Source organism: Thalassospira sp. (assembly GCF_048059015.1).
In the GTDB taxonomy this organism is placed as follows: Bacteria; Pseudomonadota; Alphaproteobacteria; order Rhodospirillales; family Thalassospiraceae; genus Thalassospira.
In genome coordinates this window covers 192,307-212,762 of sequence record NZ_JBLLNT010000005.1, presented here as the reverse complement: position 1 = coordinate 212,762, position 20,456 = coordinate 192,307, and the positions used below count along the sequence as shown (strand labels likewise).

At 53.7% G+C, this 20,456-nt stretch carries 19 protein-coding genes, 2 tRNA genes and 1 riboswitch; of the genes, 8 read left to right on the top strand and 13 right to left on the bottom strand.

What is annotated here, in order from left to right; translation table 11 throughout:
• Positions 1-115 precede the first annotated feature (115 nt).
• The gene (locus ACMZ66_RS09115; RefSeq protein ID WP_416936578.1) at positions 116-1,270 is read right to left on the bottom strand and encodes a trans-sulfuration enzyme family protein; all 1,155 of its coding nucleotides are present in this window, start codon (positions 1,268-1,270) and stop codon (positions 116-118) included.
• 114 nt (positions 1,271-1,384) lie between these two features.
• Here ACMZ66_RS09115 and ACMZ66_RS09110 point away from each other — a divergent pair, with 114 nt between their 5' ends.
• The gene (locus ACMZ66_RS09110; protein WP_416936576.1) at positions 1,385-2,698 is read left to right on the top strand and encodes an NAD(P)/FAD-dependent oxidoreductase; all 1,314 of its coding nucleotides are present in this window, start codon (positions 1,385-1,387) and stop codon (positions 2,696-2,698) included.
• A 250-nt stretch (positions 2,699-2,948) separates the two neighbouring features.
• Here the strand turns inward: ACMZ66_RS09110 and ACMZ66_RS09105 are convergent, their stop codons facing one another.
• The 6 genes from ACMZ66_RS09105 to ACMZ66_RS09080 all read right to left on the bottom strand — a co-directional run bounded on the left by ACMZ66_RS09105 (position 2,949) and on the right by ACMZ66_RS09080 (position 9,308).
• Positions 2,949-3,800: an EamA family transporter gene (locus tag ACMZ66_RS09105; RefSeq protein ID WP_416936574.1), complete on the bottom strand. Its 852-nt coding sequence runs from the start codon at positions 3,798-3,800 to the stop codon at positions 2,949-2,951.
• 91 nt (positions 3,801-3,891) lie between these two features.
• Positions 3,892-4,944 (bottom strand): MBL fold metallo-hydrolase, encoded by a 1,053-nt coding sequence (locus tag ACMZ66_RS09100; RefSeq protein ID WP_416936572.1) that lies wholly within the window; start codon positions 4,942-4,944, stop codon positions 3,892-3,894.
• A gap of 211 nt (positions 4,945-5,155) precedes the next feature.
• Positions 5,156-6,109 carry an ABC transporter substrate-binding protein gene (locus ACMZ66_RS09095; protein ID WP_416936570.1) on the bottom strand — a complete coding sequence of 318 codons (954 nt, stop codon included), beginning with the start codon at positions 6,107-6,109 and terminating at the stop codon, positions 5,156-5,158.
• 80 nt (positions 6,110-6,189) lie between these two features.
• Positions 6,190-7,002, bottom strand: a complete 813-nt coding sequence (locus ACMZ66_RS09090) for an ABC transporter permease (protein ID WP_416936568.1) — start codon at positions 7,000-7,002, stop codon at positions 6,190-6,192.
• Positions 6,999-7,781, bottom strand: a complete 783-nt coding sequence (locus ACMZ66_RS09085) for an ABC transporter ATP-binding protein (RefSeq protein ID WP_416936566.1) — start codon at positions 7,779-7,781, stop codon at positions 6,999-7,001. The genes ACMZ66_RS09090 and ACMZ66_RS09085 overlap by 4 nt, the downstream gene beginning before the upstream one ends.
• Positions 7,772-7,883, bottom strand: a riboswitch (TPP riboswitch). It overlaps the preceding gene by 10 nt.
• Positions 7,884-7,952: 69 nt before the next feature.
• Positions 7,953-9,308: a CoA transferase gene (locus tag ACMZ66_RS09080; RefSeq protein ID WP_416936564.1), complete on the bottom strand. Its 1,356-nt coding sequence runs from the start codon at positions 9,306-9,308 to the stop codon at positions 7,953-7,955.
• A 92-nt stretch (positions 9,309-9,400) separates the two neighbouring features.
• Between ACMZ66_RS09080 and ACMZ66_RS09075 the strand changes: the two genes are divergently transcribed.
• Both ACMZ66_RS09075 and ACMZ66_RS09070 read left to right on the top strand, forming a co-directional pair.
• Entirely contained in the window at positions 9,401-10,531 is a 1,131-nt protein-coding gene (locus tag ACMZ66_RS09075; protein ID WP_416936562.1) for a citrate/2-methylcitrate synthase, read from the top strand.
• An 89-nt stretch (positions 10,532-10,620) separates the two neighbouring features.
• Positions 10,621-11,229 carry a GNAT family N-acetyltransferase gene (locus ACMZ66_RS09070; RefSeq protein ID WP_416936560.1) on the top strand — a complete coding sequence of 203 codons (609 nt, stop codon included), beginning with the start codon at positions 10,621-10,623 and terminating at the stop codon, positions 11,227-11,229.
• Here ACMZ66_RS09070 and ACMZ66_RS09065 read toward each other — a convergent pair.
• The 5 genes from ACMZ66_RS09065 to ACMZ66_RS09045 all read right to left on the bottom strand — a co-directional run bounded on the left by ACMZ66_RS09065 (position 11,211) and on the right by ACMZ66_RS09045 (position 17,020).
• The gene (locus ACMZ66_RS09065) at positions 11,211-14,174 is read right to left on the bottom strand and encodes a PAS domain S-box protein (protein ID WP_416936558.1); all 2,964 of its coding nucleotides are present in this window, start codon (positions 14,172-14,174) and stop codon (positions 11,211-11,213) included. The two genes, ACMZ66_RS09070 and ACMZ66_RS09065, sit on opposite strands and share 19 nt — an antisense overlap.
• Before the next feature lie 46 nt (positions 14,175-14,220).
• Positions 14,221-15,399 carry an EAL domain-containing protein gene (locus tag ACMZ66_RS09060; protein WP_416936557.1) on the bottom strand — a complete coding sequence of 393 codons (1,179 nt, stop codon included), beginning with the start codon at positions 15,397-15,399 and terminating at the stop codon, positions 14,221-14,223.
• A 168-nt stretch (positions 15,400-15,567) separates the two neighbouring features.
• The gene (locus ACMZ66_RS09055; protein WP_416936555.1) at positions 15,568-16,635 is read right to left on the bottom strand and encodes an alpha/beta hydrolase family protein; all 1,068 of its coding nucleotides are present in this window, start codon (positions 16,633-16,635) and stop codon (positions 15,568-15,570) included.
• 82 nt (positions 16,636-16,717) lie between these two features.
• Complete coding sequence (locus ACMZ66_RS09050; protein ID WP_416936678.1) at positions 16,718-16,852, bottom strand: DUF6506 family protein; 135 nt, start codon at positions 16,850-16,852, stop codon at positions 16,718-16,720.
• Between the two features lie 3 nt (positions 16,853-16,855).
• On the bottom strand, positions 16,856-17,020 hold the full coding sequence (locus ACMZ66_RS09045; protein WP_416936553.1) for a hypothetical protein: 165 nt from the start codon (positions 17,018-17,020) through the stop codon (positions 16,856-16,858).
• A 101-nt stretch (positions 17,021-17,121) separates the two neighbouring features.
• On the opposite strand from ACMZ66_RS09045, the gene ACMZ66_RS09040 reads away from it, so the two are divergent.
• The 5 genes from ACMZ66_RS09040 to ACMZ66_RS09020 all read left to right on the top strand — a co-directional run bounded on the left by ACMZ66_RS09040 (position 17,122) and on the right by ACMZ66_RS09020 (position 19,610).
• The gene (locus ACMZ66_RS09040) at positions 17,122-18,270 is read left to right on the top strand and encodes an acetoin utilization protein AcuC (RefSeq protein WP_416936551.1); all 1,149 of its coding nucleotides are present in this window, start codon (positions 17,122-17,124) and stop codon (positions 18,268-18,270) included.
• Entirely contained in the window at positions 18,267-18,713 is a 447-nt protein-coding gene (locus ACMZ66_RS09035; protein WP_416936549.1) for a DUF192 domain-containing protein, read from the top strand. Before ACMZ66_RS09040 ends, ACMZ66_RS09035 begins: the two co-directional genes overlap by 4 nt.
• A gap of 159 nt (positions 18,714-18,872) precedes the next feature.
• Positions 18,873-18,949 (top strand) — tRNA-Pro (locus ACMZ66_RS09030).
• Between the two features lie 145 nt (positions 18,950-19,094).
• Positions 19,095-19,388, top strand: coding sequence for an ETC complex I subunit (locus tag ACMZ66_RS09025; protein WP_416936547.1), 294 nt, complete (start codon positions 19,095-19,097; stop codon positions 19,386-19,388).
• 145 nt (positions 19,389-19,533) lie between these two features.
• Positions 19,534-19,610 (top strand) — tRNA-Arg (locus ACMZ66_RS09020).
• A gap of 70 nt (positions 19,611-19,680) precedes the next feature.
• Here ACMZ66_RS09020 and ACMZ66_RS09015 read toward each other — a convergent pair.
• Positions 19,681-20,439 carry a hypothetical protein gene (locus tag ACMZ66_RS09015; protein WP_416936545.1) on the bottom strand — a complete coding sequence of 253 codons (759 nt, stop codon included), beginning with the start codon at positions 20,437-20,439 and terminating at the stop codon, positions 19,681-19,683.
• Positions 20,440-20,456 lie beyond the last annotated feature (17 nt).

Here is a 20,456-nt window from a genome sequence, read left to right as displayed (position 1 = left end):
ACAGTCGATGCCAAAGCCAGAACACAGGTGCGCAATGATGTGCTGCGCGAAGAGAACCTATGAAATGGATGCTTTGGCATCGATCGTCAAATTCCGGGTTGAAAGTAATCCTATGTTACTTGCTTAACCGCAGTGCTGTTTCCAGGTCGTTAACGAGATCATTGGCGTCTTCGATCCCGACGGATAGGCGCAGCAAATCACCCGGTACCGGGCTTGTCGGACCTTCAACAGATGATCGATGTTCGATCAGGCTTTCTACACCGCCAAGGGATGTTGCGCGCTTGAACAATTTGCACTGGTTGTGGAAATCGACCGCGCGCTTTTCACCGCCTTTGACGCGAAGCGACAGCATCCCGCCAAAGCCACCCTGCATCTGCTTTTTGGCAATCTCGTGACCCGCATGGCTTTCAAGGCCGGGATACTGGACCTGTTCGATTTCCGGGTGGTTCTCGAAATGTTTGGCAATGGCCATGGCATTGGCACTTGCACGCTCAACCCGGATCGAAAGGGTACGCATCCCGCGCAGCAAAAGCCATGTTTCAAACACACCCAGCACAGCACCACCTGATGCGTGCTGTTTGCAAACGCGCTGCCAGAACTCGCTATCCTTTGCAGTGGTCAGCGAACCCGCCAAAACGTCGCTATGGCCGTTCAGATATTTGGTAGCCGAATGCATGACGATATCCGCACCCAGTTCAATCGGGCGGGTCAGGAGCGGGGTTGCAACCGTGTTATCAACCACGACCTGCGCGCCAGCCGCACGCGCGATTTCAGCAACGGCCGCGATATCGGTAATCTGCCAATCCGGGTTGGCCGGGGTTTCAAGCCAGACCATCTTGGTTTTGCCCGGAATGATGTGTTTTTCCCACTCGGCAATGTCGGCATTGTCGACGAAATCAAAGCTAAGACCTGCACGCACACCGCTATCAAGCATGAAGCTGCGAAGCGCCCAATACATAACTTTTGGCGCGACGACATGATCACCGGGGCTGAGCGCATGGATGACGGCAACGGCTGCTGCCATGCCTGATGCGAACAGACGGGTTTCGCTGCCGCCTTCAAGGGTGCTGAGAACCTCGCACGCCTGATCATAGGTCGGGTTATCAGCGCGCGTGTAGCAACGCCCGTCGTGATAGCTCAGATCCGTATTACGTTCGAACGTGGTTGACGGATAAAGCGGCGGGGTGACCGATTTGGTTGCCTCATCAACCCAGCCAAGGGCCTGTGCGGTGATGGTGGCAGGGGATTGTTTCTTTGCGTGATCAGACATGGTGGCTACCTGATTTTGTTGTGATTTGTTGCCGCGCACCATAACTTGGTTGGTGCCACACACCAAACTGAAATCCGTATAAGCACCTGAATGCCCGGAATACAAGGTCCCCACATGACGAATTACCCCAAAATCACCCTGCCAAAGGAATGCGACGTCGTTGTTATCGGCGGCGGCATTCATGGTGCCTCAAGCGCCTATTACCTGACCAAGGCCGGAATGAAGGTCGTCCTTTTGGAAAAGGACACCATTGCATCACACCAATCAGGGCGTGCTTGGGGCTTTGTGCGTCAACAGGGACGCGATCCTGTTGAACTGCCTTTGATGATTGAATGCAATCGCATCTGGCAGGGGCTGGAAAAGGAACTGAACGCTGATCTTGAATGGCGGCAGGGCGGGGTCTTGTTTGTTGCGCGTGATGATCAGGAAATGTCGGAATTCGAACAATGGATCGATGACGCCAAGGGCTTTGACATCGAAACGCAGGTTCTTGATCCCAAGGGTGTGGAACGTCTGACACCGGGCATCACAACACCGGGTGTCGGTGGTATTTACACCCCATCAGACGGGCAGGCCGAACCAAAAAAAGCAGCCCCTGCCATTGCCAAGCGCGCGTCGGAACTGGGCGCTGTCATTGCCGAAGGCTGCGGTGCGCTTTCAATTGAAACGACCGGCGGTGCCATCAGCTCGGTCGTGTCGGAACAGGGCGAGATCAAATGCAAATACGTGATCTGTGCGGCGGGTGCCGCCACCCATAAATTCGTTGCCAAATTTGGCCGCCGTCTGCCGCAACAAACCACGCGCGGCACCGTGATCCGCACATCACCGGTCCCGGATGTTTCTGCCGCCGGGACGCTTGCCGCGGGTCTTGCATTTCGTCAGAGAAAAGACGGTTCGATGAACATTGCTGACGAATTCATGACCGATATCGACCTGACCTTGGGCCGGTTTAAATATGCCAGCGATTTTGGTCCCGGACTGTTTGATAACTGGGCGACCTTCAAGTTCCACTTTAACAAGCGGTTCATTGATGATCTGGTCGATCGCATGCCCGGATCGGATGCCGCCAAGAACCCCATGATCGGACGGCGCACCAATCAGGCGCAGCCTTATGATGTGCGGGTCAGTAATGCGATGCGGAACCTGCAAAAAGTCCTGCCACAGATCAAAAATGTCAGCGTGGTGGATCGTTGGGCAGGCGATATTGATGTCACCCCGGATGCGGTTCCGGTGATTGATCAGTTTGATAATCCCAAACACTTCTTTGTCGCCACCGGCTTTTCCGGGCATGGCTTTGCAATGGGGCCGGTTGTTGGAAAGGTGCTGGCAGACTGGATCACGACCGGCCAGCCATCCGTTACCTTGGCAGGGATGGAACTTTCACGCTTTGAAGATGGTACACGCCGCCGACCACGCACCCGCGTTTAGAACATCGGGCAATCATCAAAACCATCAACCGGATGTCGGGGCAGGGCTTTGGCATCCGTCGTGCATTTTTCGGTTGCTAATAAGATGTAATGTTATAACATTGCTAAATCGTCAGTCGGATAGGCGTTTTCCGATTGGCACTTAGGGTTCTTGATCCCCGGTCTCCCAACTTGGGATCACAGAGCTTGAAGAGCCGGCAGCATTTATTTGCTGTCGGCTCTTTCATTTTGGGATCGGCCGAGGTGAGCGCTCAGATATGGCGACTTAGACGCAGGATGATGGCACCGCCCAGCGTCATCATGGTCGATGAAACCTTCACAAGGTTCAGCTTCTCGCCCATGAAAAACACACCAATCAGAAGGGCAAAGACAATCCCGGTTTCACGCAGGGCGACAACAAGCGGGATCGGTGCCTGGGTAAAGGCCCACATCACGGTCGCGTAGGCGACAAAGGATGCGGTGCCACCAATGAAGAAGACCTTTTTTGCGCGCTTGGCGATGGCAACAACAATGCCAGGGCGCATGAAGCTTGCGATGATCCCAAAGATCGCCACATCACCGATGGTCTGATAGGTATAGTAATCAAGCGCGTTGCCAGCCAACCGCGCGCCCGTGCCATCGACTAGCGAGTAACTGCTGATAAAGCACCCGGTCACGATGGCGGCAATCGCCGCATTGCGGTTTCGCATGCCATCGGCTTGGCGGACAATGCACATGCTTAAAATGCCAAGTCCGATGACAACAATCGCAAGCCATTCGCTGACATGGAGTGTCACGCCGAGAACAAGGACGGATACTGCTGCCACGATCAGCGGCGATGACCCGCGCGCAATCGGATAAACCTGACTTAGATCCCCAAGCCGATAGGCCAGGATCAAAAACAACTGATAGCCGATATGAAGTCCGATGGAGCCGATCAGATACAGCCAGCTTTCCTTGGCTGGAATATCGACAAACGGAAGCAAGATCAAAACAATCGGAATATGACCCAGCACAATCGCCGTCATATTCACAAGCTTGTCAGCACCACCCTTGACCAATGCATTCCAAACGGCATGCATCAGGGCAGCACCCATAACGGCAAGAAAAACAGTCAGACTCATGGCGGGGCAACCAATGTTACGATTTTATGACGCAATCACTGATGCTTATCACGGGCTGATCAATTTCACCAAACCGCTCTGATAGGGGCTGCTATGCCGGGGACGCTGTGGGCTCGACCTTTTGCGAAGTTGTCTGTGTCTCGGTCAGTTGACGATCAAAGAACCGGGTTGCGCCGATGGGTGGGGCGATGAAATCATCCTCGCCAAGTCCGGCATCCTTGCGGGCTGCTGCCAAACGCACGGGCGGTTCATCAACCGGCTCGGCCGTTAAGACAAACGTGCCCCAGTGAATGGCAAGTGCCTGTTTGACACCCATCACCTGCATGATTTGAACCGCTTCTTCGGGATTGCAGTGCGAATTTTTCATAAAATCGCGCGGGTCATAGGCCCCGATCGGGATCAGGCCAAAATCAATCCCGCCATGATTGGCACCAAGCTCGGTAAACAGCGCCTCGTTCCAGCCGGTGTCACCAACGAAATAGAACCGATAGCCATCTCCAAATTCCAGGATGTATCCACCCCAAAGCATTTCCTTGCGGTCCTTGGTGGTGCGGCTGGACCAATGGTTGGATGGCACATGGGTAATCGACAAATCCCCATGCATCAGGGTGTCATCCCAATCCATTTCTTCATAGCGATCGGCACTGATCCCGGCCTTTTCCAAAAGCGATCCGTTTTTAAGCGGGATGATATAGCGCGGTACATTGCCAAGGACGGCAAGGCTTTCCAGATCGAAATGGTCGTAGTGATTATGGGACAGCAACACCAGATCAAGTTTCGGCAATTGATCCATCGAAATGCCCGGCTGGCTATAACGTTTCGGGCCGATATGTTTGAACGGCGATACGCGCTGGGAAAAGACCGGATCGGTCAGGATATTAAGCCCACCATATTGCACCAGAACCGTGGCATGGCCGACCCATGTAACTTGCAAGCGTTTTGGGTCAGGGTTCTGGATTGCGTCATGATCGGGCGTTTCGGTCGGGATTTTGCCGATCTGATGTTTTGCCTTTGGCCAGTTATCCTGCCCAAAGAAACGACGGCGCAGAAAACGCCAGAACGACCGCTTGACCGGATCGGGCAACGGATGACGGTTTTCAAATCCGGTTTCGGTGTGATGTGCGGGCGTAGCTTTGATCTGCACGTGGTTGTCCTGACGCAAAAATGGAACGACACATTATCACTGACTCATGTGCGGGTGACCATAAGGTAAGCGCCAGTTGCAGATACGCAAGTGAAAGGCCGGAACGAGGGGCGCACGTTCCGGCCTTCCGGGTGGTCTGTGCATGCGGATACACAGACCATACTTCCGCATCCACCGGGAACGCGTTGCGGAAGCAGGGGGGGGCTGTTAATTATTCAATCACGGTCGCATAGGTCTCAAGTGCCGGGCTTTCTTCAATCAGGCCCTGCTTGACCATGTAATCGGCAAAGCGATTGTAGCGTGCCTTATCAAGGGCCGCCGGACGCAGGGCAAAGCGCGGCAGGGTGTCTGCCCATGCCTTGATGTTCAGTTCATCATCAAGGTTCGGATACGCACCGATAAAGGCCTGCCAGCTGTCATCGGGATGGTTGATCAGGTACTGAACACCTTCTTCAAGGGCAAGAAGCATGCGCGCAAAGCGCGGATCGTCGGTTTTGTCATTGCGGACCGTCATGATCAGCTCGTCATAAGGCGGAACGCCTTCTTCCTCGACATAAAATGCCTTACCCGGTTTACCTTCGATTTCCATCTGGTTGAGCTCGAAGTTACGGTAACCGCCGATGATCGCATCGACCTGACCGGAATAAAGCGACGGCGAGAGCGAGAAGTTCACATTGATCAGCTCGACATCATCCATCGACACACCGTGATTGCCCAGCATCGTGCCCAGAAGCGCATCTTCGAAACCAGCCAGCGAATAGCCGATTTTTTTGCCCTTAAGATCAGCGATCTCCTTGATCGGACCGTCTTTAAGGACAATCAGGCTGTTAAGCGGGGTGGCAACCAGGGTGCCAATACGCGTCAGCGGAAGGCCTTCTGCTGCCTGAACGTGAAGCTGCGGCTGATAGTTTACGGCAACGTCACCCTGACCCGCAGCGACAAGACGCGGCGGTGCGGACGGATCAGACGGTTCGATCAGCTCGACATCAAGATCATGCTTGGCAAAGAAGCCCTTTTCCTTGGCAACGATCAGCGGCGCGTGGTCGGGGTTTACAAACCAGTCCAGAAGAATAACCAGTTTGTCTGCGGCAAAGGCCGAAGTGGAAGTGCCAAGAACCGCAGCACCAAGTGTGGCTGCTGTGATCATGGATTTAAGGCGTGACATGGAAGAACCTCCGTATTTAAGCGCCAATTTTATAAGTATGAGGATTGCGGGCGCAGCCAATCGGGCTGCAGCAATTTGTATTACGATACCGGTTTCAGGCTATCTGGTTGCCAGGGCAGGGCCGCGCGTAGTACCCGGTCGACAATGAAATATTGCGTGATCGAAAACGCACACAGGATCAGAAGGCAGGCAAAAACCATGTCAATCTGAACGCGCGCATTGGCATGCAGCATCAAATAGCCAAGCCCGTGACTTGACCCGACCCATTCACCAATCACCGCCCCGATCGGGGCCACAGCGGTGGCAACACGAAAACCCGATGCAAAGGCCGGAAGGGCCGCCGGCAAACGAATATGGGTCAAAAGCCGCCAACGGCTTGCCCCCATGGTACGCGCCAGATCAAGCCAGCCGGTTTCGGTCCGTGCCAACCCGTCAAAGAAGGCCACGGTTACCGGGAAGAAAATGATCAATGCCGCCATGGCGATTTTGGATGCCAGACCAAAGCCCAGCCACAACACCAAAAGCGGGGCCAAGGCAAAGAACGGAATGGCTTGCGACACCAAAAGGATCGGCATCAACCAGAAGCGAACCGGGGTAAAGAGCGCCATCGGGATCGCGGCAAGCGTGCCAAGGGCTGCACCGGCAAAAAGCCCGATTACGGTTTCCGCAATCGTATATTGCGCATGATCAAGCAACACCGCGTGGCGCGCGATCAAGGTTTTCCAGACATCGGCCGGTGTTGGCAGCATATATTTCGGCGCACCGGTGATCATGACCAGCAATTGCCATGTGATGATCAGCGCCGCGACGATGATCAGTGGCCGGGCAAGTTTCAGCCAGCGCCGTTCGGAAAGCGGTTTGCGTTTCGCTGGGTTTAGGGTCGGCTGGCTCATAGCGCACCCTCCGACATGTCCGCGCCCAATTGGCGAAGCAGTTCTGCCTGCTGGGCGAGGATTTCCGGATCGGTAATATTGCGCGGGCTTGGCCCCATGGGCGTTACCGCATCACGAAGGTTTGCCGGTGCGCCTGAAAGCACATAGACATGATCACCCAGACGAAGTGCTTCGAGCGGATCATGGGTCACCAGCAACACGGTCTTGCCGCGCAGGACTTTTGCTGCGAGTTCCTGAAGCCGCAGCCGATTGACCGGATCAAGGGCCGAAAACGGTTCATCCATCAAGACGACCGGGCGGTCTTCCATCAATGTGCGGGCAAGGGCTGCGCGTTGCTTCATGCCGCCTGATAGTTCAGCCGGGCGCAAATGCGCAGCATCGGTCAGACCGACTTCGGCGATCAGGCGTTCCGATTTCTCATGATCTGGACGTTCGCCACGAAGGGCAGCACCAAGTTCGACATTTTCCCGAACACTCCGCCAGGGCAGTAGCAAATCCTGCTGCGCCATGTAAGCGATCCGGCCGTCAAGGGGGTTGTCATCCGAACAGGTGATATTGCCGCTGACATCGCCTTCCACCAGACCGGCGAGATAGCGCAAAAGTGTGCTTTTGCCGACACCACTTGGCCCCAGCAAGCAGGTGAAACTTCCTGCGCGCAGTGTCAGGTCAAGGTCATGGAAAATATCCGCACCACCAAATGCCACGCGGGCAGAGCGCAGATAAATATCAAATCGGGTTGGATTTTGCCCCAGCTGGGACGCGTGTTCTGTGTCGCGCATTCGATCCTTCCTACGCCGGTCTTAACCGGTTCAGGTTCAAAGGGTCGTTCGGCAACACCGAACCTCTCAGCCAATTCACGATTGGCCCCCCCGGAGATGACGGGACTATGCGCAGACAAATCGCTCCCGTCAAGTTTTGTAACAATTCTTGTACTTGATCGGGATCACACCTCACCAGCACGGATCATGCCGATGAAGCGTCCCGGCCGGGTGATCCCAATGATGCGAAACGCCTTCAATCGCGACCGGGAAGGCGATGCGACGCGCAGGGCCCCAGCTTGTTTCCTCGATATGTGGATCGATGTCTGCAAGATGCTCTGCCGCGATCTCGCCAACCAGATCCGGTGTTGCGGTCTGGCAGAGCATATGTGCGGTTCTGGCCAATGAATGGCGCGCGCTGGTGACTTCGCCAATGGTCTGGCGCAGGATCAAAGCACGCACGGCACTGGCCGCCATCAGGTATCCCGTTGCGTGATCCAGTGCTTGAACTGGTAACGGCACGGGGTTGCTCGCCTTTGCATGCTGCATCCCCCAATCGGCAATCCCGCAGCTCATCTGAACAAGACTGTCAAAGCCGCGCCGTTTTGCCCATGGACCGGTCCAGCCATATGCCGACAGTGTCACATCAATCGGGGCGGGGTTGATCGCGCGGAGCGTTTTGGCATCATACCCGAGATCGGGCAGGGCATCGGGGCGATAGCCATGCAAAAGGATATCGGTACTGGCGACCAGATCCTCAAACACTTTCCGGTCTTCTGTTGCCCGCAAATCCAATCCAGCACAGCGTTTGCCAAGCGTGACTTCGGGAATAACCGCACCTTCATCCCAACCCGGCGGGTCAATGCGCAACACATCCGCGCCATAAGCCGCCAAAAACCGTCCGGCAACGGGACCAGCCAACACGCGCGTCAGGTCAAGGACGCGAATGCCGCGCAGCGGTCTTGTCGGATCAATCTGCTTTGGCGTGACGGATGTCTTTGCGTGCCGCTGCCAAGCAATCAATGGTTCTGCCGCGATGCTTTTGCCTTGCGGATGATTTTGCCAGTCCGTGATGCTGCGCATGGCAGCTGCACATCCGTTGGCGCTGACAATCGAGCTTTCCAGGTCATCCGCGTTACAGTCCCGCACGGCCATGGCAAGGTCATCACGTGTTTCGTAGTCGCCGAGGACGGACAGAGCGGCTTTACGGTGATGCGGGGCGTTGGTATGCAAACGGATCCAGCCATCGCGGGTTTGATAATCACCGGCCAATGGATCCCAAATGCTGGGCAGGTCCCAGCCTTGTGGGCGAATGGTCATATCAAACCATTTCGATGCCAGTCTTTGATCAATGTTGATCTGTCCGCCAGTACCAGTCTCAAGCGGGCGCCATTTGGCAATCATGGATGCCGCCATTTCGATTGAGGCGGATGCAAGTTCGGATACGGCAAAATAGGACGGAAGGCTCTCAGCTCCGATCACCTGAATGTCAGGTGCTTCTGACAAACCAAGGGCGGTGGCGATCTGAGGGATAAAGCGGTTTTGCATGATGACGTTTCCTATTCATGGGGCGGAGCGACTAAGGCCCAAAGCATCATGCGGGACTGGACAAATGGTCAATCTTGATCAAGATAATCAATATGAAAAAAATCGATGACGGATCATTTTGTACTTTGTCGGCGGCGGACGTTTGCACGCAGGTCGGCATATCGCGCGACACGTTATATGCCTATGTCAGCCGCGGCATTGTGCGCGCTATTGCCCATCCAAGCGATGCGCGCAAAAGCCTGTATGATCGGCGCGATGTCGCCAAGCTGCATGATCGCAAACAGCGCGGGCGCTCCCGCCAGTCAGTGGCGGCATCGACCATTGATTGGGGCGAGCCGATCCTGGTGTCGAACCTCACCCGGATTGCAGACGGGCAGTTTTACTATCGCGGTCAAAATGCGGTCGATCTTGCCGCGACGATGACACTCGAAGATGTGGCGGGGCACTTGGCCGGGTTGCGATGTGATCCGGCGTTGAACGCAGCGATCGATTTCATTCCGACCGATCATGCCATGCCATTCGAACGCATGGTAATGATGATGGCAGACCTTGTGACCGGTTCTGTGCGCGGGGATGGTCGTCCGTTTGCCGCCAAGATTGTGCGGCTGGGTGCGCTGGCGGCGGCTGGCCTTTGTGATGACGGGGAAAGTCCCATGCATCTATTGCTCGCCAATGCTTGGTCCAGCCATGAAAACGCACCCGATATCTTGCGGCGTGCACTGGTACTGTGTGCCGATCACGAATTGAATGCATCGGCCTATGCAGTGCGTGTCGCGGCATCGGCCGGGGCGACGATCCCGGCATCCTTGATGGCCGGTCTTTCGACACTTTCCGGCACGCGCCATGGCGGATTGACGCCCAAATGCCGGGTGTGGATGGACGAGGTGGAAAAGGCAGGGGGTGACTTTGATTCTGATCTGGTTCCGCCCGGCTTTGGTCATCCACTTTACCCTGATGGGGATCCCAGAACGCGGGCATTGATGGCGGCGTGTGGTCAAACCGGTGAAGCGTTTTGGTCAAGCGTTGCCAAGAAAGTCACAGAGCAAACCGGGCTTCATCCCAGCCTTGATTTCGGGTTGGCGTTGGTGGAACGCGAACTTGGTCTACCAAAGGGGGCGGGGCTTGGCATTTTTGCCGTGGGGCGCATGACCGGTTGGATCGCGCATCTGTTTGAGCAGCGCAAAAGCGGCAAGATCATCCGCCCACGGGCCAGTTCTGGCTAATCGCCTTGGTGAATTAAATCACATCTATTGCTTGTGATTTTTGATGTTTTCTCTATCTGTAATCTGGGATCTTAAAGCGGAATACAGATATGAACCATCAGGGATTTACCATTCGCCCGGGATTGGCGGCGGGTCATATTGATCAGGCCTGCGACCTGTTCTGGGAAGCCTTTCGTCAGAAACTGACCATCCTTTTGAAACCCGAAGACAAGGCATTGGCGTTTGTTAAAAGTGCCATCGGCCCTGATCACGCGATCAGTGCGATTGCCGATGATGGCAGTTTGCTGGGCGTTGCCGGGTTCAAGACCAAACAGGGTGCCTTTGTTGGCGGTGACCTTGATGACTTGCGCGCGATCTATGGATCATGGGGTGGGTTTTGGCGCGGTCTTTTATTGGCGATGCTTGATCGTGAACTGACCAATGACATTCTTTTGATGGATGGCATCTTTGTCGATCCCAAGGCACGCGGGCAGGGTGTTGGTACCGCACTTTTGGACGCGGTGGCGCACACGGCACATCAACGCGGGCTGTCAAAAGTTCGGCTGGATGTCATTGATATCAATCCGCGTGCCCGCGCGCTTTATGAGCGATGCGGTTTTCGCGCGATTGAAACCAATGACATTGGCCCATTCAAGCACCTGTTCGGATTCCAATCCTCAACGACAATGCATCTTGATCTTCAGGACTCAGCCGCCTGATCAAGTGTTGTTCGGATGGCATTGGCAAGTTCCCGGTTGTTATAGGGCTTACTGATCATGGGATAGATCGGTTTATCTTCACCGCGTTCATGCAAGATGCCCGCAGTAAAGCCCGAGCATGTTAAAATTGCGATTTCGGGGCGCAATTCACGGGCCTGATCGCCAAGCTCCATGCCGTTCATGCCACCGGGCATAACAATATCGGTAAACACCATATCGATTTCGGGATGGTCTTTAAGAACCTCCAGGCCTTCGATCCCGCTATGGGCGACCAGGGTTGTGTAGCCGTATTCTTCCAAAACAGACGATGCGACTTCGGCCAATTGTTGTTCGTCATCGACAATCAAAATGGTTTCATCGCCCGATTTCGGTTCGGCAGCGGTATCAAAGCTGCTGTTCGAGGCGGTTTGCATAACAGTTGGCGCAATCGGCAAATAAATCCGGAACGTCGTGCCAAGGCCCAGTTCGGAATAAACCGAAATATAGCCACCTGATCGCTTCACAAAGCCATAAACCATGGCAAGACCTAGTCCCGTTCCCTTGCCCTGATCCTTGGTCGTAAAGAACGGCTGGAATATTTGATCGGTCAAATCGGCATTCATGCCAACGCCATCGTCACTGATGATCAGTTCGACATAGTCGCCGCTGGGGACACGTTGAATGGCGGGGGGCGGTAAATCGTCGATATGGGTGACGCGGGTCTCAATGATCAACTGACCGCCATCGGGCATGGCATCACGGGCATTGAGCGCAAGATTGATAACCGCATCCTCGAAATCTCCTTGATTAAGTTGAACGGTCGGAATTGCTTCTTCAAGGACCAGCTCGAACGAGATTTTGGATGTGATGGATTTGCCAATCAGATCGCGCAAATCGCGCAGAACATGATTGATGATGATCGGTGCGTTTTCTTCTGGGGCTTGGCGGGAAAAGTTCAACAAACGTCTGGTCAAAGTCGCGCCACGTTCGGCCGCGGTCATGGCCTTGCCGACAAACTTTGCAACCGGAGAATCGCCTTCGAGGCGACGACGTGCAAGATCAAGATTGCCGACAATAATGCCCAGCAAGTTATTGAAATCATGCGCAACACCACCGGTCAGCTGGCCAATCGCCTCCATTTTCTGGGAGCGGCGTAGTTGATGTTCAAGCGCATGTTCGACCGTCAAATCCGTGATGGAAGCGATGAAGTGCCGGCGCCCCTGAACATTCATTTCCGCGATGCCAAGGTTCATCGGAAAGACGGTGCCGTCCTTGTTGAGGCCTTTGACCTCACGCCCTTTGCCGATGATCTGTGCTGGGCCGCCGCCAAGATAATTGTTCATGTAGCTATGATGGCGTTCCCGATCCGGGTTGGGCATAAGCGTTGAGACATTGCGGCCAAGGACCTCATCGGCGTGATAGCCAAAAATGCGCTCTGCTTCGGGATTGAACCCTTCGATAACGCCACGTTCATCGGCAAAGATAATACCGACCGTGACACTTTCAAACGCGACACGGAAACGCTCGCGGCTTTCGATGATATCAGTAAGGTCACGACCGGTGCCCCGATAGCCGCAGAATTGGCCATCGTCGTCATAGATCGGAACCCCCGAAATCGAGATGGTTCTTACCCGATCCTTATCGAGAGCGATTTGATATTGGAAATCCCGGAATGGCAGCCGAGCTTCGAGCGTTTCATTGTGCTTGCGCCATTTGAAATTGTCGGTTTCCTCGGCTGCGAATTCACTGCGGCGTTTCCCAAGTATGCTATTGAGATCAAAACTTGGGACTTCGTCGGTTCGAATGCTTGTTCGTTTGATCCGATGTTCCGGGTCGGTTTCCCAGACCCAGTCTGATGCCGTCAGGGTAAAGTCACGGAACCGCTTTTCACTTTCACGCAGTTCACGTTCCTTGTTCTTAAGTTCGGTGATGTCGGTTCGTACACCGACCGTGCCGCCATCTTCGGTGCGATGTTCCGAAATCAAGAGCCAGCGGTCGCCGACCTGTTGTTCAATCTTGCTGCGCGTTTTTTTGTGTTCGCGCAGTCGGTCCGCCAACCAGATTTCTTCCACACCAATCGCATCGGGAAACGCACCACGCGAAAGGCCGGTGCGCAGAATATCCTCAAACCGGTTGCCGGGTTTGATGGCATCGCTGTGGGATTTGTAGATGTCGCGATAAACATCATTGCACGCAACCAGCCGGTCTTCCGCGTCAAACAAGGCAAAGCCTTCACCCGTCGATTTAAGGGCATGCTCAAGGGTTCGTTGCGCTTCTTCTGCCTTTTCAAGTGCTTCAATGCTTTGCTTGCGGTCAAACAAGGCATTTTCAACAACCCGAACCGTTTGGGAATAAGTAAAGGATGCGGCAACCGCAATGGCCGCGATACCGATTGTCACCAGCATCACGGCAGTGGAAATAAACGGGGCAAGAAGTTCATCACGGTGAACTTCAATCATCACTGCAACCCCCATCGCCGGGGCAGGTGCGTAAGCAATCAGGACTTCGCGGTCATGGGAATCCTTCGTCCAAGTGGTTCCGCTGCGACCGGCGAGTGCTTCAAGCATCGGTTGGGCGTAGCCGTCGGAAATGTGAAGATGGGCTGGATGATCTTCGCCCAAATGGCGGGTATTCTGATGGATCAGAATGTCAATTTTGTCGCCACTGCGGCGAACGATCAGAAGTTCACCCGCCGCATCAAGAGTTGTAAGCGTACCAAACGCATTGCGGAGCTGGGACAAGGTGGCCGTAAACGCGGCGCCATCACCTTTTTCAAGCGTGTGTGTTTGATCATATTCGGCAACTGCATTGATCAGTTCGGCGTTGGTCGCCGCCAGCCGCAAAAGTGACGCACGCCGTTCTTCAATCAATTCCTTATATAGAACATGCAACCCACCAATGCCGATGATCAGGGCGACCAGCACAAAGGGCGCAAGAATTTTTGTGACCAGCAGTGGCTTGTTCATGGTTGGGCACTCGCACTTTCACTTGCAGAATTAGGGATTTGCACGATCAGGAAAGGAAGCGCATTTCCAATTCTTCGGCGGAAATCGGACGTGACATCAAGAAACCCTGACCCAATTCGCAGCCAAGTTCTTTCAGCCAGTCATAGGTTTCCTGATCTTCAATACCCTCGGCGACAACCTTCATATTCAGGCCATGCGCCAGTGAAATCGACATCTGCGCCACAGCCCGGCATTCCGCGTCATTCATCACCTGACGGATAAAGGACTGATCGACCTTAAGCTCGTTAAACGGCACGCGTACAAGCTGCTGCATGGATGAATAGCCCGTGCCGAAGTCATCAATCGACAGATTGAAGTTCTTCATCCGAAGACGGGTCAGGATATCCATATAAAGACCGACATTTTCCATCAGCGCCGTTTCGGTCAGTTCGATCACGATTTTGTGGGGATCAATGTCATGTGCCTTGGTCAGTGCATCAAGACGTTCAGGCATATCAAGATCAACAACCGTGGTTGGCGATACGTTGATCGACATCGTGATGTCGTGTGCTTGCCAACGTTTTAGCTGGCTCATTGCTTCTTCAAGAACAAACTCGGTCAGCTTGTTGATCAGTCCACTTTCCTCGGCCAGCGGGATAAAGAGTGCAGGGTGGATCAAGCCGCGTGTCGGATGTTGCCAGCGCACCAATGCCTCAACACCCGATACCTTGCCGGTCTTAAGGTCAAATTGCGGCTGATAGACCAAAAAGAATTCGCGATTGGCGATGCCGCGACGCATGCCTTCAACCGTGGGCGCGGCCGAGATTGATCCTTGCTCATCATTGGGTACGCGTTTGCGGACCGTGAATTTGCCCAGAATGACTTCCAGCTGATCAATGGTGAAGGGTTTTTCCAGAACGCCCAAGACCTCGATATTGCGCTCGGCTGCCAGCTCGGATGCGGAATGCAGGATCGATTTGTCCTTGCCGCTCATCAAAATGATCGAAGCCCCGGATCGATTTTCATGAAGGAAACGGATGATCTCGATGCCATCCAATTTTGGCATGAACAGATCAAGGATGATCACGTCAAACGCGGTGGAGTAGGCACGAACGAATTCGTCCGCATCCGATACGGAAATCGCGGTATAGCCAAGCGCAGAAGCAGCATCGGCAACGAATTCGCTCATATCGGCTTCGTCATCAATGATCAGGACATTTACCTGCCCCGGTTTGGAAAAGTGCAATGCTCTGGTCTCTCATCAATACAGGCCGATCAGATTGACCGGCCAAGGCCACAGGTTGTTATGGCCCGTATTAGCTGATCGTATAGTTTCGACCATCCGCATTTGGGGATGTTGATTCCAGATTTTGACCCTTGCACCGCAATATTATGTTTTTATGTGGCGGCTCGGTCACTCAGCGCGGTTGATCCAATCGGAAATGTGATCAAGGGCGCCTGATGCATAGGCATATTGCCCCATCGTCAAAAACAGGATCTGGCGATCAAGCGGCATCTGATGGGCGAGTTGATAATTGAACAATCCTGCGCGCAGCAATCCGTGGGTGGCATCCGCGATCAATGTGACTTCATTTTGCGGATGTCGGCCTTCCAGCAGATCGCGATAGATCGCGGCATCATTGCGGGCATCGACATTAAGATCATCAGCTCCGAAAATAGCCAGTGTTGGCGCGCGCAGGCGTTTTAGATCGGCTGTTGCGTCGCTATTGATATTGCGTTTCACAAAGCCAAACCGGTCTTCTGACATCGGGTGCGGGTCATTGGTTGCTGCGATGTAAGATTGGTAATCTGCATCAGATGCGAATGTCATCTCATCGCGCTTCAGGCTTTCTGCGATATGTTCAGATATCTCCGTGTCATTTAACCCCTCAGCCAGAAGGCGTTGTCGGGTGTAAAACGCACCCTGATCCTGCCAATTGATAGCGCCCCCAATGATGACGTTAAACGCATTGTTGGTAATCATTGGTGATGCCTTCGGGATCACCCAGCCAGCTTGTGAGAAGCCAAGCAAGCCGATCTTGCCTTGTTGGGTTGGGCGTTTGGCCGAAACCATGTCAAAGGCTGCCTTGGTCTCAACCGCCCGGTCTGTCATGGACTGATCAAGCCAGTTGCCCGTGCTGTGACCGATACCGGCCTTATCCCAGCTATAGATACCAATACCGCGTTCCAGAAGCGCATTGATCAGCGGCAAATAGGCATCAGACGAAAAGCGATCCTGCGGCCCATCGCCATGCACCATAATGGCAATTGGTCCATCATGGTTTGCATCGGGCAGGACAAGCGTGCCTGATAAGCTGTTGCCAGCACTTTCAAATGTCAGGTTCTCGATATATCGGCCAGACAGATCAAAGTCGGTCAACCCGCGCAAGGCCAGGCTTGCTGCAATGGCAACGAGGACGACAAATGTAACGACAGCCGCCGTCAGGCGCGCGCGAAATCGGGAAGGACGGGGCGGAGGCACTGGATGTCCTTTGTAATGATGTAGTGTGGTGGCAGCGAATTATGATGTGGCAATCACAGATTGCGCCAAGGCACCTGATCGGTCAATCGGCGATCAACTGGCCCAGCAGCAATTTATTGGTTTCGTCAAAATGCATCTGACCAAGGGCGACGCGCCCGCCAATCGCATCGGACAAGGCCGCAAAATCATCCGGGCCAAATCCGCCGCATGTTTCTATCAGTTAAATGCCATCTTCGATCAGCGTGTTGGCGACATTGATCAGGGTATTGATATCGGACGCGGCAAAGATATGCGTGGTGAAACCATCCCCGGGAAGTGTCATGGCTTGCCCGGATGCGGGATATCCATCGGCCTTGATCAGAAAGGCATAATTTGAAAGCGACATTTCAAAGCTCCGTCCCGTTGCAATAAAAACAGAACTTGAAAGAGCAGGGGGAAACGGTCAATCCTCTTTGCCATGCATGCAACCCCTTCCAGCTTGATATCGTGACGATTACCAATAGCCTTCCTGACCATCGCCAAAGCGCGATCACCCCGCGCATGATTGCGGCCGAGATTTACCGTGGTTCAAGCTACGGCCCCAAACACCCCTTGGCGATCCCGAGGGTGTCGCTGGTGGTTGATATGGTTCATGCACTGGGCTGGGTGGACGAAAACACCTATTTGACCGGACCGGTCGCAACACCCGATCAGCTTTCACGCTTCCACGATCCCGATTATGTCGATGCGGTGATGCAGGCCGAACGCGATCAGGCCCTGCCAGAAGACATGATGGTCAGGTTCGGTCTGGGTAAAAACGGCAACCCGATCTATCCGGAAATTTTCCGGCGTCCGGCGACTGCGGCCGGATCATCCATCATGGCGGCAAAGCTAATTGCCGATGGCGGCATCATCCATCATCCGGCGGGGGGCACCCATCATGGATTGCGCGACCGTGCATCGGGCTTTTGCTACTTCAATGACCCGGCTTTGGGGATATATGCGCTTCTCGATTTGGGGCTGGATCGGGTGCTTTATGTCGATATTGATGCCCATCATGGCGATGGCGTGCAATATGCCTTTGCCGATGATGACCGGGTTTTGACCGTCTCGATGCATCAGGAAGATTTATGGCCAAAGACCGGATTAATCGAGGATGTGGCGGGCGGCATGGCGCGCAATCTACCGATGCCAGGCGAGATGCATGACGATGAAATGCGCTTTGTTCTGCATGAATATTTGATTCCTCTTGCATTAAGTTATGCGCCACAAGCTATTGTTTTGCAATGTGGATGTGATACGCTTGCCGAAGATCCACTCTCAAGACAGCTTTTGGGCAATCAGTCGATCTGGGAAGTCGTGGGGGCGATGACCCGTTTGGCACCAAGGGCTCTTGTTTTGGGTGGCGGAGGATATAGTCCATATGGGGTCGCACGCTGTTGGTCCGGTGTCTGGGCAACCATTAACGGGATCGAAATACCATCTGTGTTACCCATCACAGCGGAAAATATCCTGCGTGTCATAAAATGGTCGCATAGCCGTGGCAGACAGCCAGCATCAGAGATGTTTACAACTCTTGCTGATCCATGGCGGGGTGGCGCAATTCGCGATGAGGTTCGCGAACGCGTCAGAAGACTAAGAGGATATGGGGTATGAAGTCGTTCTTTCAGATGGCTTTGGTGGTGTGCTTTATCAGCGCGGCGGTCGTTGCCGGGCTGAACGCAAAGGCAACCGGGTTTGAACGATCACGCATTCTGGTCGATGGCGAAGTCTTTAATGTCGAGATGGCCATCACACCCGAAGAACGTTCGCGTGGTTTGATGTTCCGAACAGAAATGGCTGATGATGCGGGGATGCTGTTTGATTTCGGCGGCGCGCATAACATTTCGATGTGGATGAAGAACACCTTCATTTCGCTCGATATGTTGTTCATTGATGCCAATGGCACGATTGTCGGCATTGAAAAACGCACCGTGCCGCAATCAGAAACCATCATTCCGTCGCCAAAGCCTGTGCGCTTTGTGCTGGAGCTGAATGGTGGTGCGTCTGACAGGATGGGTTTTGAGGTCGGCGAGAAAGTCGAAGGCCTGCCGCGCTAGGCCTTTGCAAGACAGTGCCGCACAGCACAAAAGATCAATCAGCAATAGCAAGGCCGCAGAGGATATCTGCGGCCTTTGGTTTTTGTGCATTTTTTTCGACAAAATCGTGTAATGCGGTCTTGCCCACCCAGCAAGATGGTGCTAAATCCACATCCGCGTCGGGGAGTAGCGCAGTCTGGTAGCGTACCTGCTTTGGGAGCAGGGGGTCGCGAGTTCGAATCTCGCCTTCCCGACCATTTCCCCCTTTGTTGCAGTATCTGATCCCACACGGGATTTTCAATTTGCGGCAAAGGGTGTAAAAGATGATGTGATAGCAGGGGTTAGAGAGACCCGCTTAACTGCCATCACCATCTTATCCCGACGGTCAAGACGAGGGTCCCGATGAAGGTCCGTGTTTACAAACCTGCCAAGAACGCCATGCAGTCCGGTCAGGCTGCGACCAAGCACTGGGTCATGGAATTTGAACCGGGTGCGAAAAAAGTCGCTGATCAGCTGATGGGCTGGATCGGTTCGACCGATACCCGTGGCCAGGTCCGCATGTATTTCGAAACCCTCGAAGAAGCTCAGGCCTTCGCAGCTAAACACAAGCTGATCGCTGATATCGAACAGCCCAAGCCGCGCAAGGTCCAGATCAAATCCTACGCTGACAACTTCGCTTTCAAACGCGTCGTCTGATCGCGGTCTGATCTGTAAGCCAAGACCAAATCATCGGGGCGGGTATCCGCCCCGTTTCGTCTGACAGGGGACGTTAAATCCTGAAATCATATCGGGCAGGCGCCCAATGCCATGCCCCGGGGAAAAGCAAACCACCCCACCCAGCGGTCCCTTAGCTCAACTGGATAGAGCAACAGACTTCTAATCTGTAGGTTGCAGGTTCGAGTCCTGCAGGGATCGCCATTTTCTTCCAGTACCTTGCTTTCGCAATTGAACGGCGGTGCATGAATTTCTTCGCGAAGTAGGAATTCTTTCAGTTAATGCTGTATATCCGTTCAGCGTACTCATGTGCGTCGTTGTAATCTGTGCCATTCAAATAGTTACATGACACTGTGAGTGCACCTTGAACCTCACGAATTGTTAAATCGTCGTACAAACTCTTCTGTATGACGCCGACATCTGAGTATTTATGCAGTGCGTTGCATCTTGCGCGAATCTCTAGTGCCGTCATGATCCAACTTCTTCGGTCAAGTCGGTTAAGTTGTTTCTTGCTTTCCACGAAGTATTTACATCTGGATTCATGAACTTGTATCGTTCGTAATAAGCGATGGATTTTTACTGCCCATACATTAGGGCAATACTCGATACAGTTTTCTAGTTTGGTGATAGTATTTTGGTTTATTTTCGGAAGTTGGAAATTTGGCGCAAAGCTGTAAGTAGGGTTAGGTAGACTGTTAATAAGGTGAGTGTGGTTGGTCAGAGAAAATAAGTGCGACTCTGTATAGTGTGCAATTTCGCTCAATAGGTTCGGCATAGTAGCCTTTGCCTTTTCCTCTGCAGATGCCCTAATTCTCTCATTTAGTTCGGCATTCGAGCGGATTTGAGCGTAGATCAAGTATGCGGAGGCACCGCCGACTAGGACGGAAGCAAAAGTGGAAACCAGCGTTTGCCACTTTTCTATTTCATTCAGAAATGTTTTGGCTTCCAGTCCTTGCGCAATAATTCCGCCAGTCAAACAGCCTACGATGAAAAAGACGATCATCAAGCTCAGAATGATAAAATGTGGTGGCATGCTGTTTCCTACTATCT

Excerpts from the sequence above, each read along its gene's own strand:
- ACMZ66_RS09090 (WP_416936568.1), bottom strand. The coding sequence starts at position 7,002 with ATGAGCCAGCCGACCCTAAACCCAGCGAAACGCAAACCGCTTTCCGAA.
- ACMZ66_RS09015 (WP_416936545.1), bottom strand. The coding sequence starts at position 20,439 with ATGCCACCACATTTTATCATTCTGAGCTTGATGATCGTCTTTTTCATC.
- ACMZ66_RS09115 (WP_416936578.1), bottom strand. The coding sequence starts at position 1,270 with ATGTCTGATCACGCAAAGAAACAATCCCCTGCCACCATCACCGCACAG.
- ACMZ66_RS09105 (WP_416936574.1), bottom strand. The coding sequence starts at position 3,800 with ATGAGTCTGACTGTTTTTCTTGCCGTTATGGGTGCTGCCCTGATGCAT.
- ACMZ66_RS09085 (WP_416936566.1), bottom strand. The coding sequence starts at position 7,781 with ATGCGCGACACAGAACACGCGTCCCAGCTGGGGCAAAATCCAACCCGA.
- ACMZ66_RS09025 (WP_416936547.1), top strand. The coding sequence starts at position 19,095 with ATGAAGGTCCGTGTTTACAAACCTGCCAAGAACGCCATGCAGTCCGGT.
- ACMZ66_RS09045 (WP_416936553.1), bottom strand. The coding sequence starts at position 17,020 with ATGTCGCTTTCAAATTATGCCTTTCTGATCAAGGCCGATGGATATCCC.
- ACMZ66_RS09095 (WP_416936570.1), bottom strand. The coding sequence starts at position 6,109 with ATGTCACGCCTTAAATCCATGATCACAGCAGCCACACTTGGTGCTGCG.
- ACMZ66_RS09080 (WP_416936564.1), bottom strand. The coding sequence starts at position 9,308 with ATGCAAAACCGCTTTATCCCTCAGATCGCCACCGCCCTTGGTTTGTCA.
- ACMZ66_RS09065 (WP_416936558.1), bottom strand. The coding sequence starts at position 14,174 with ATGAACAAGCCACTGCTGGTCACAAAAATTCTTGCGCCCTTTGTGCTG.
- ACMZ66_RS09070 (WP_416936560.1), top strand. The coding sequence starts at position 10,621 with ATGAACCATCAGGGATTTACCATTCGCCCGGGATTGGCGGCGGGTCAT.
- ACMZ66_RS09075 (WP_416936562.1), top strand. The coding sequence starts at position 9,401 with ATGAAAAAAATCGATGACGGATCATTTTGTACTTTGTCGGCGGCGGAC.
- ACMZ66_RS09035 (WP_416936549.1), top strand. The coding sequence starts at position 18,267 with ATGAAGTCGTTCTTTCAGATGGCTTTGGTGGTGTGCTTTATCAGCGCG.
- ACMZ66_RS09110 (WP_416936576.1), top strand. The coding sequence starts at position 1,385 with ATGACGAATTACCCCAAAATCACCCTGCCAAAGGAATGCGACGTCGTT.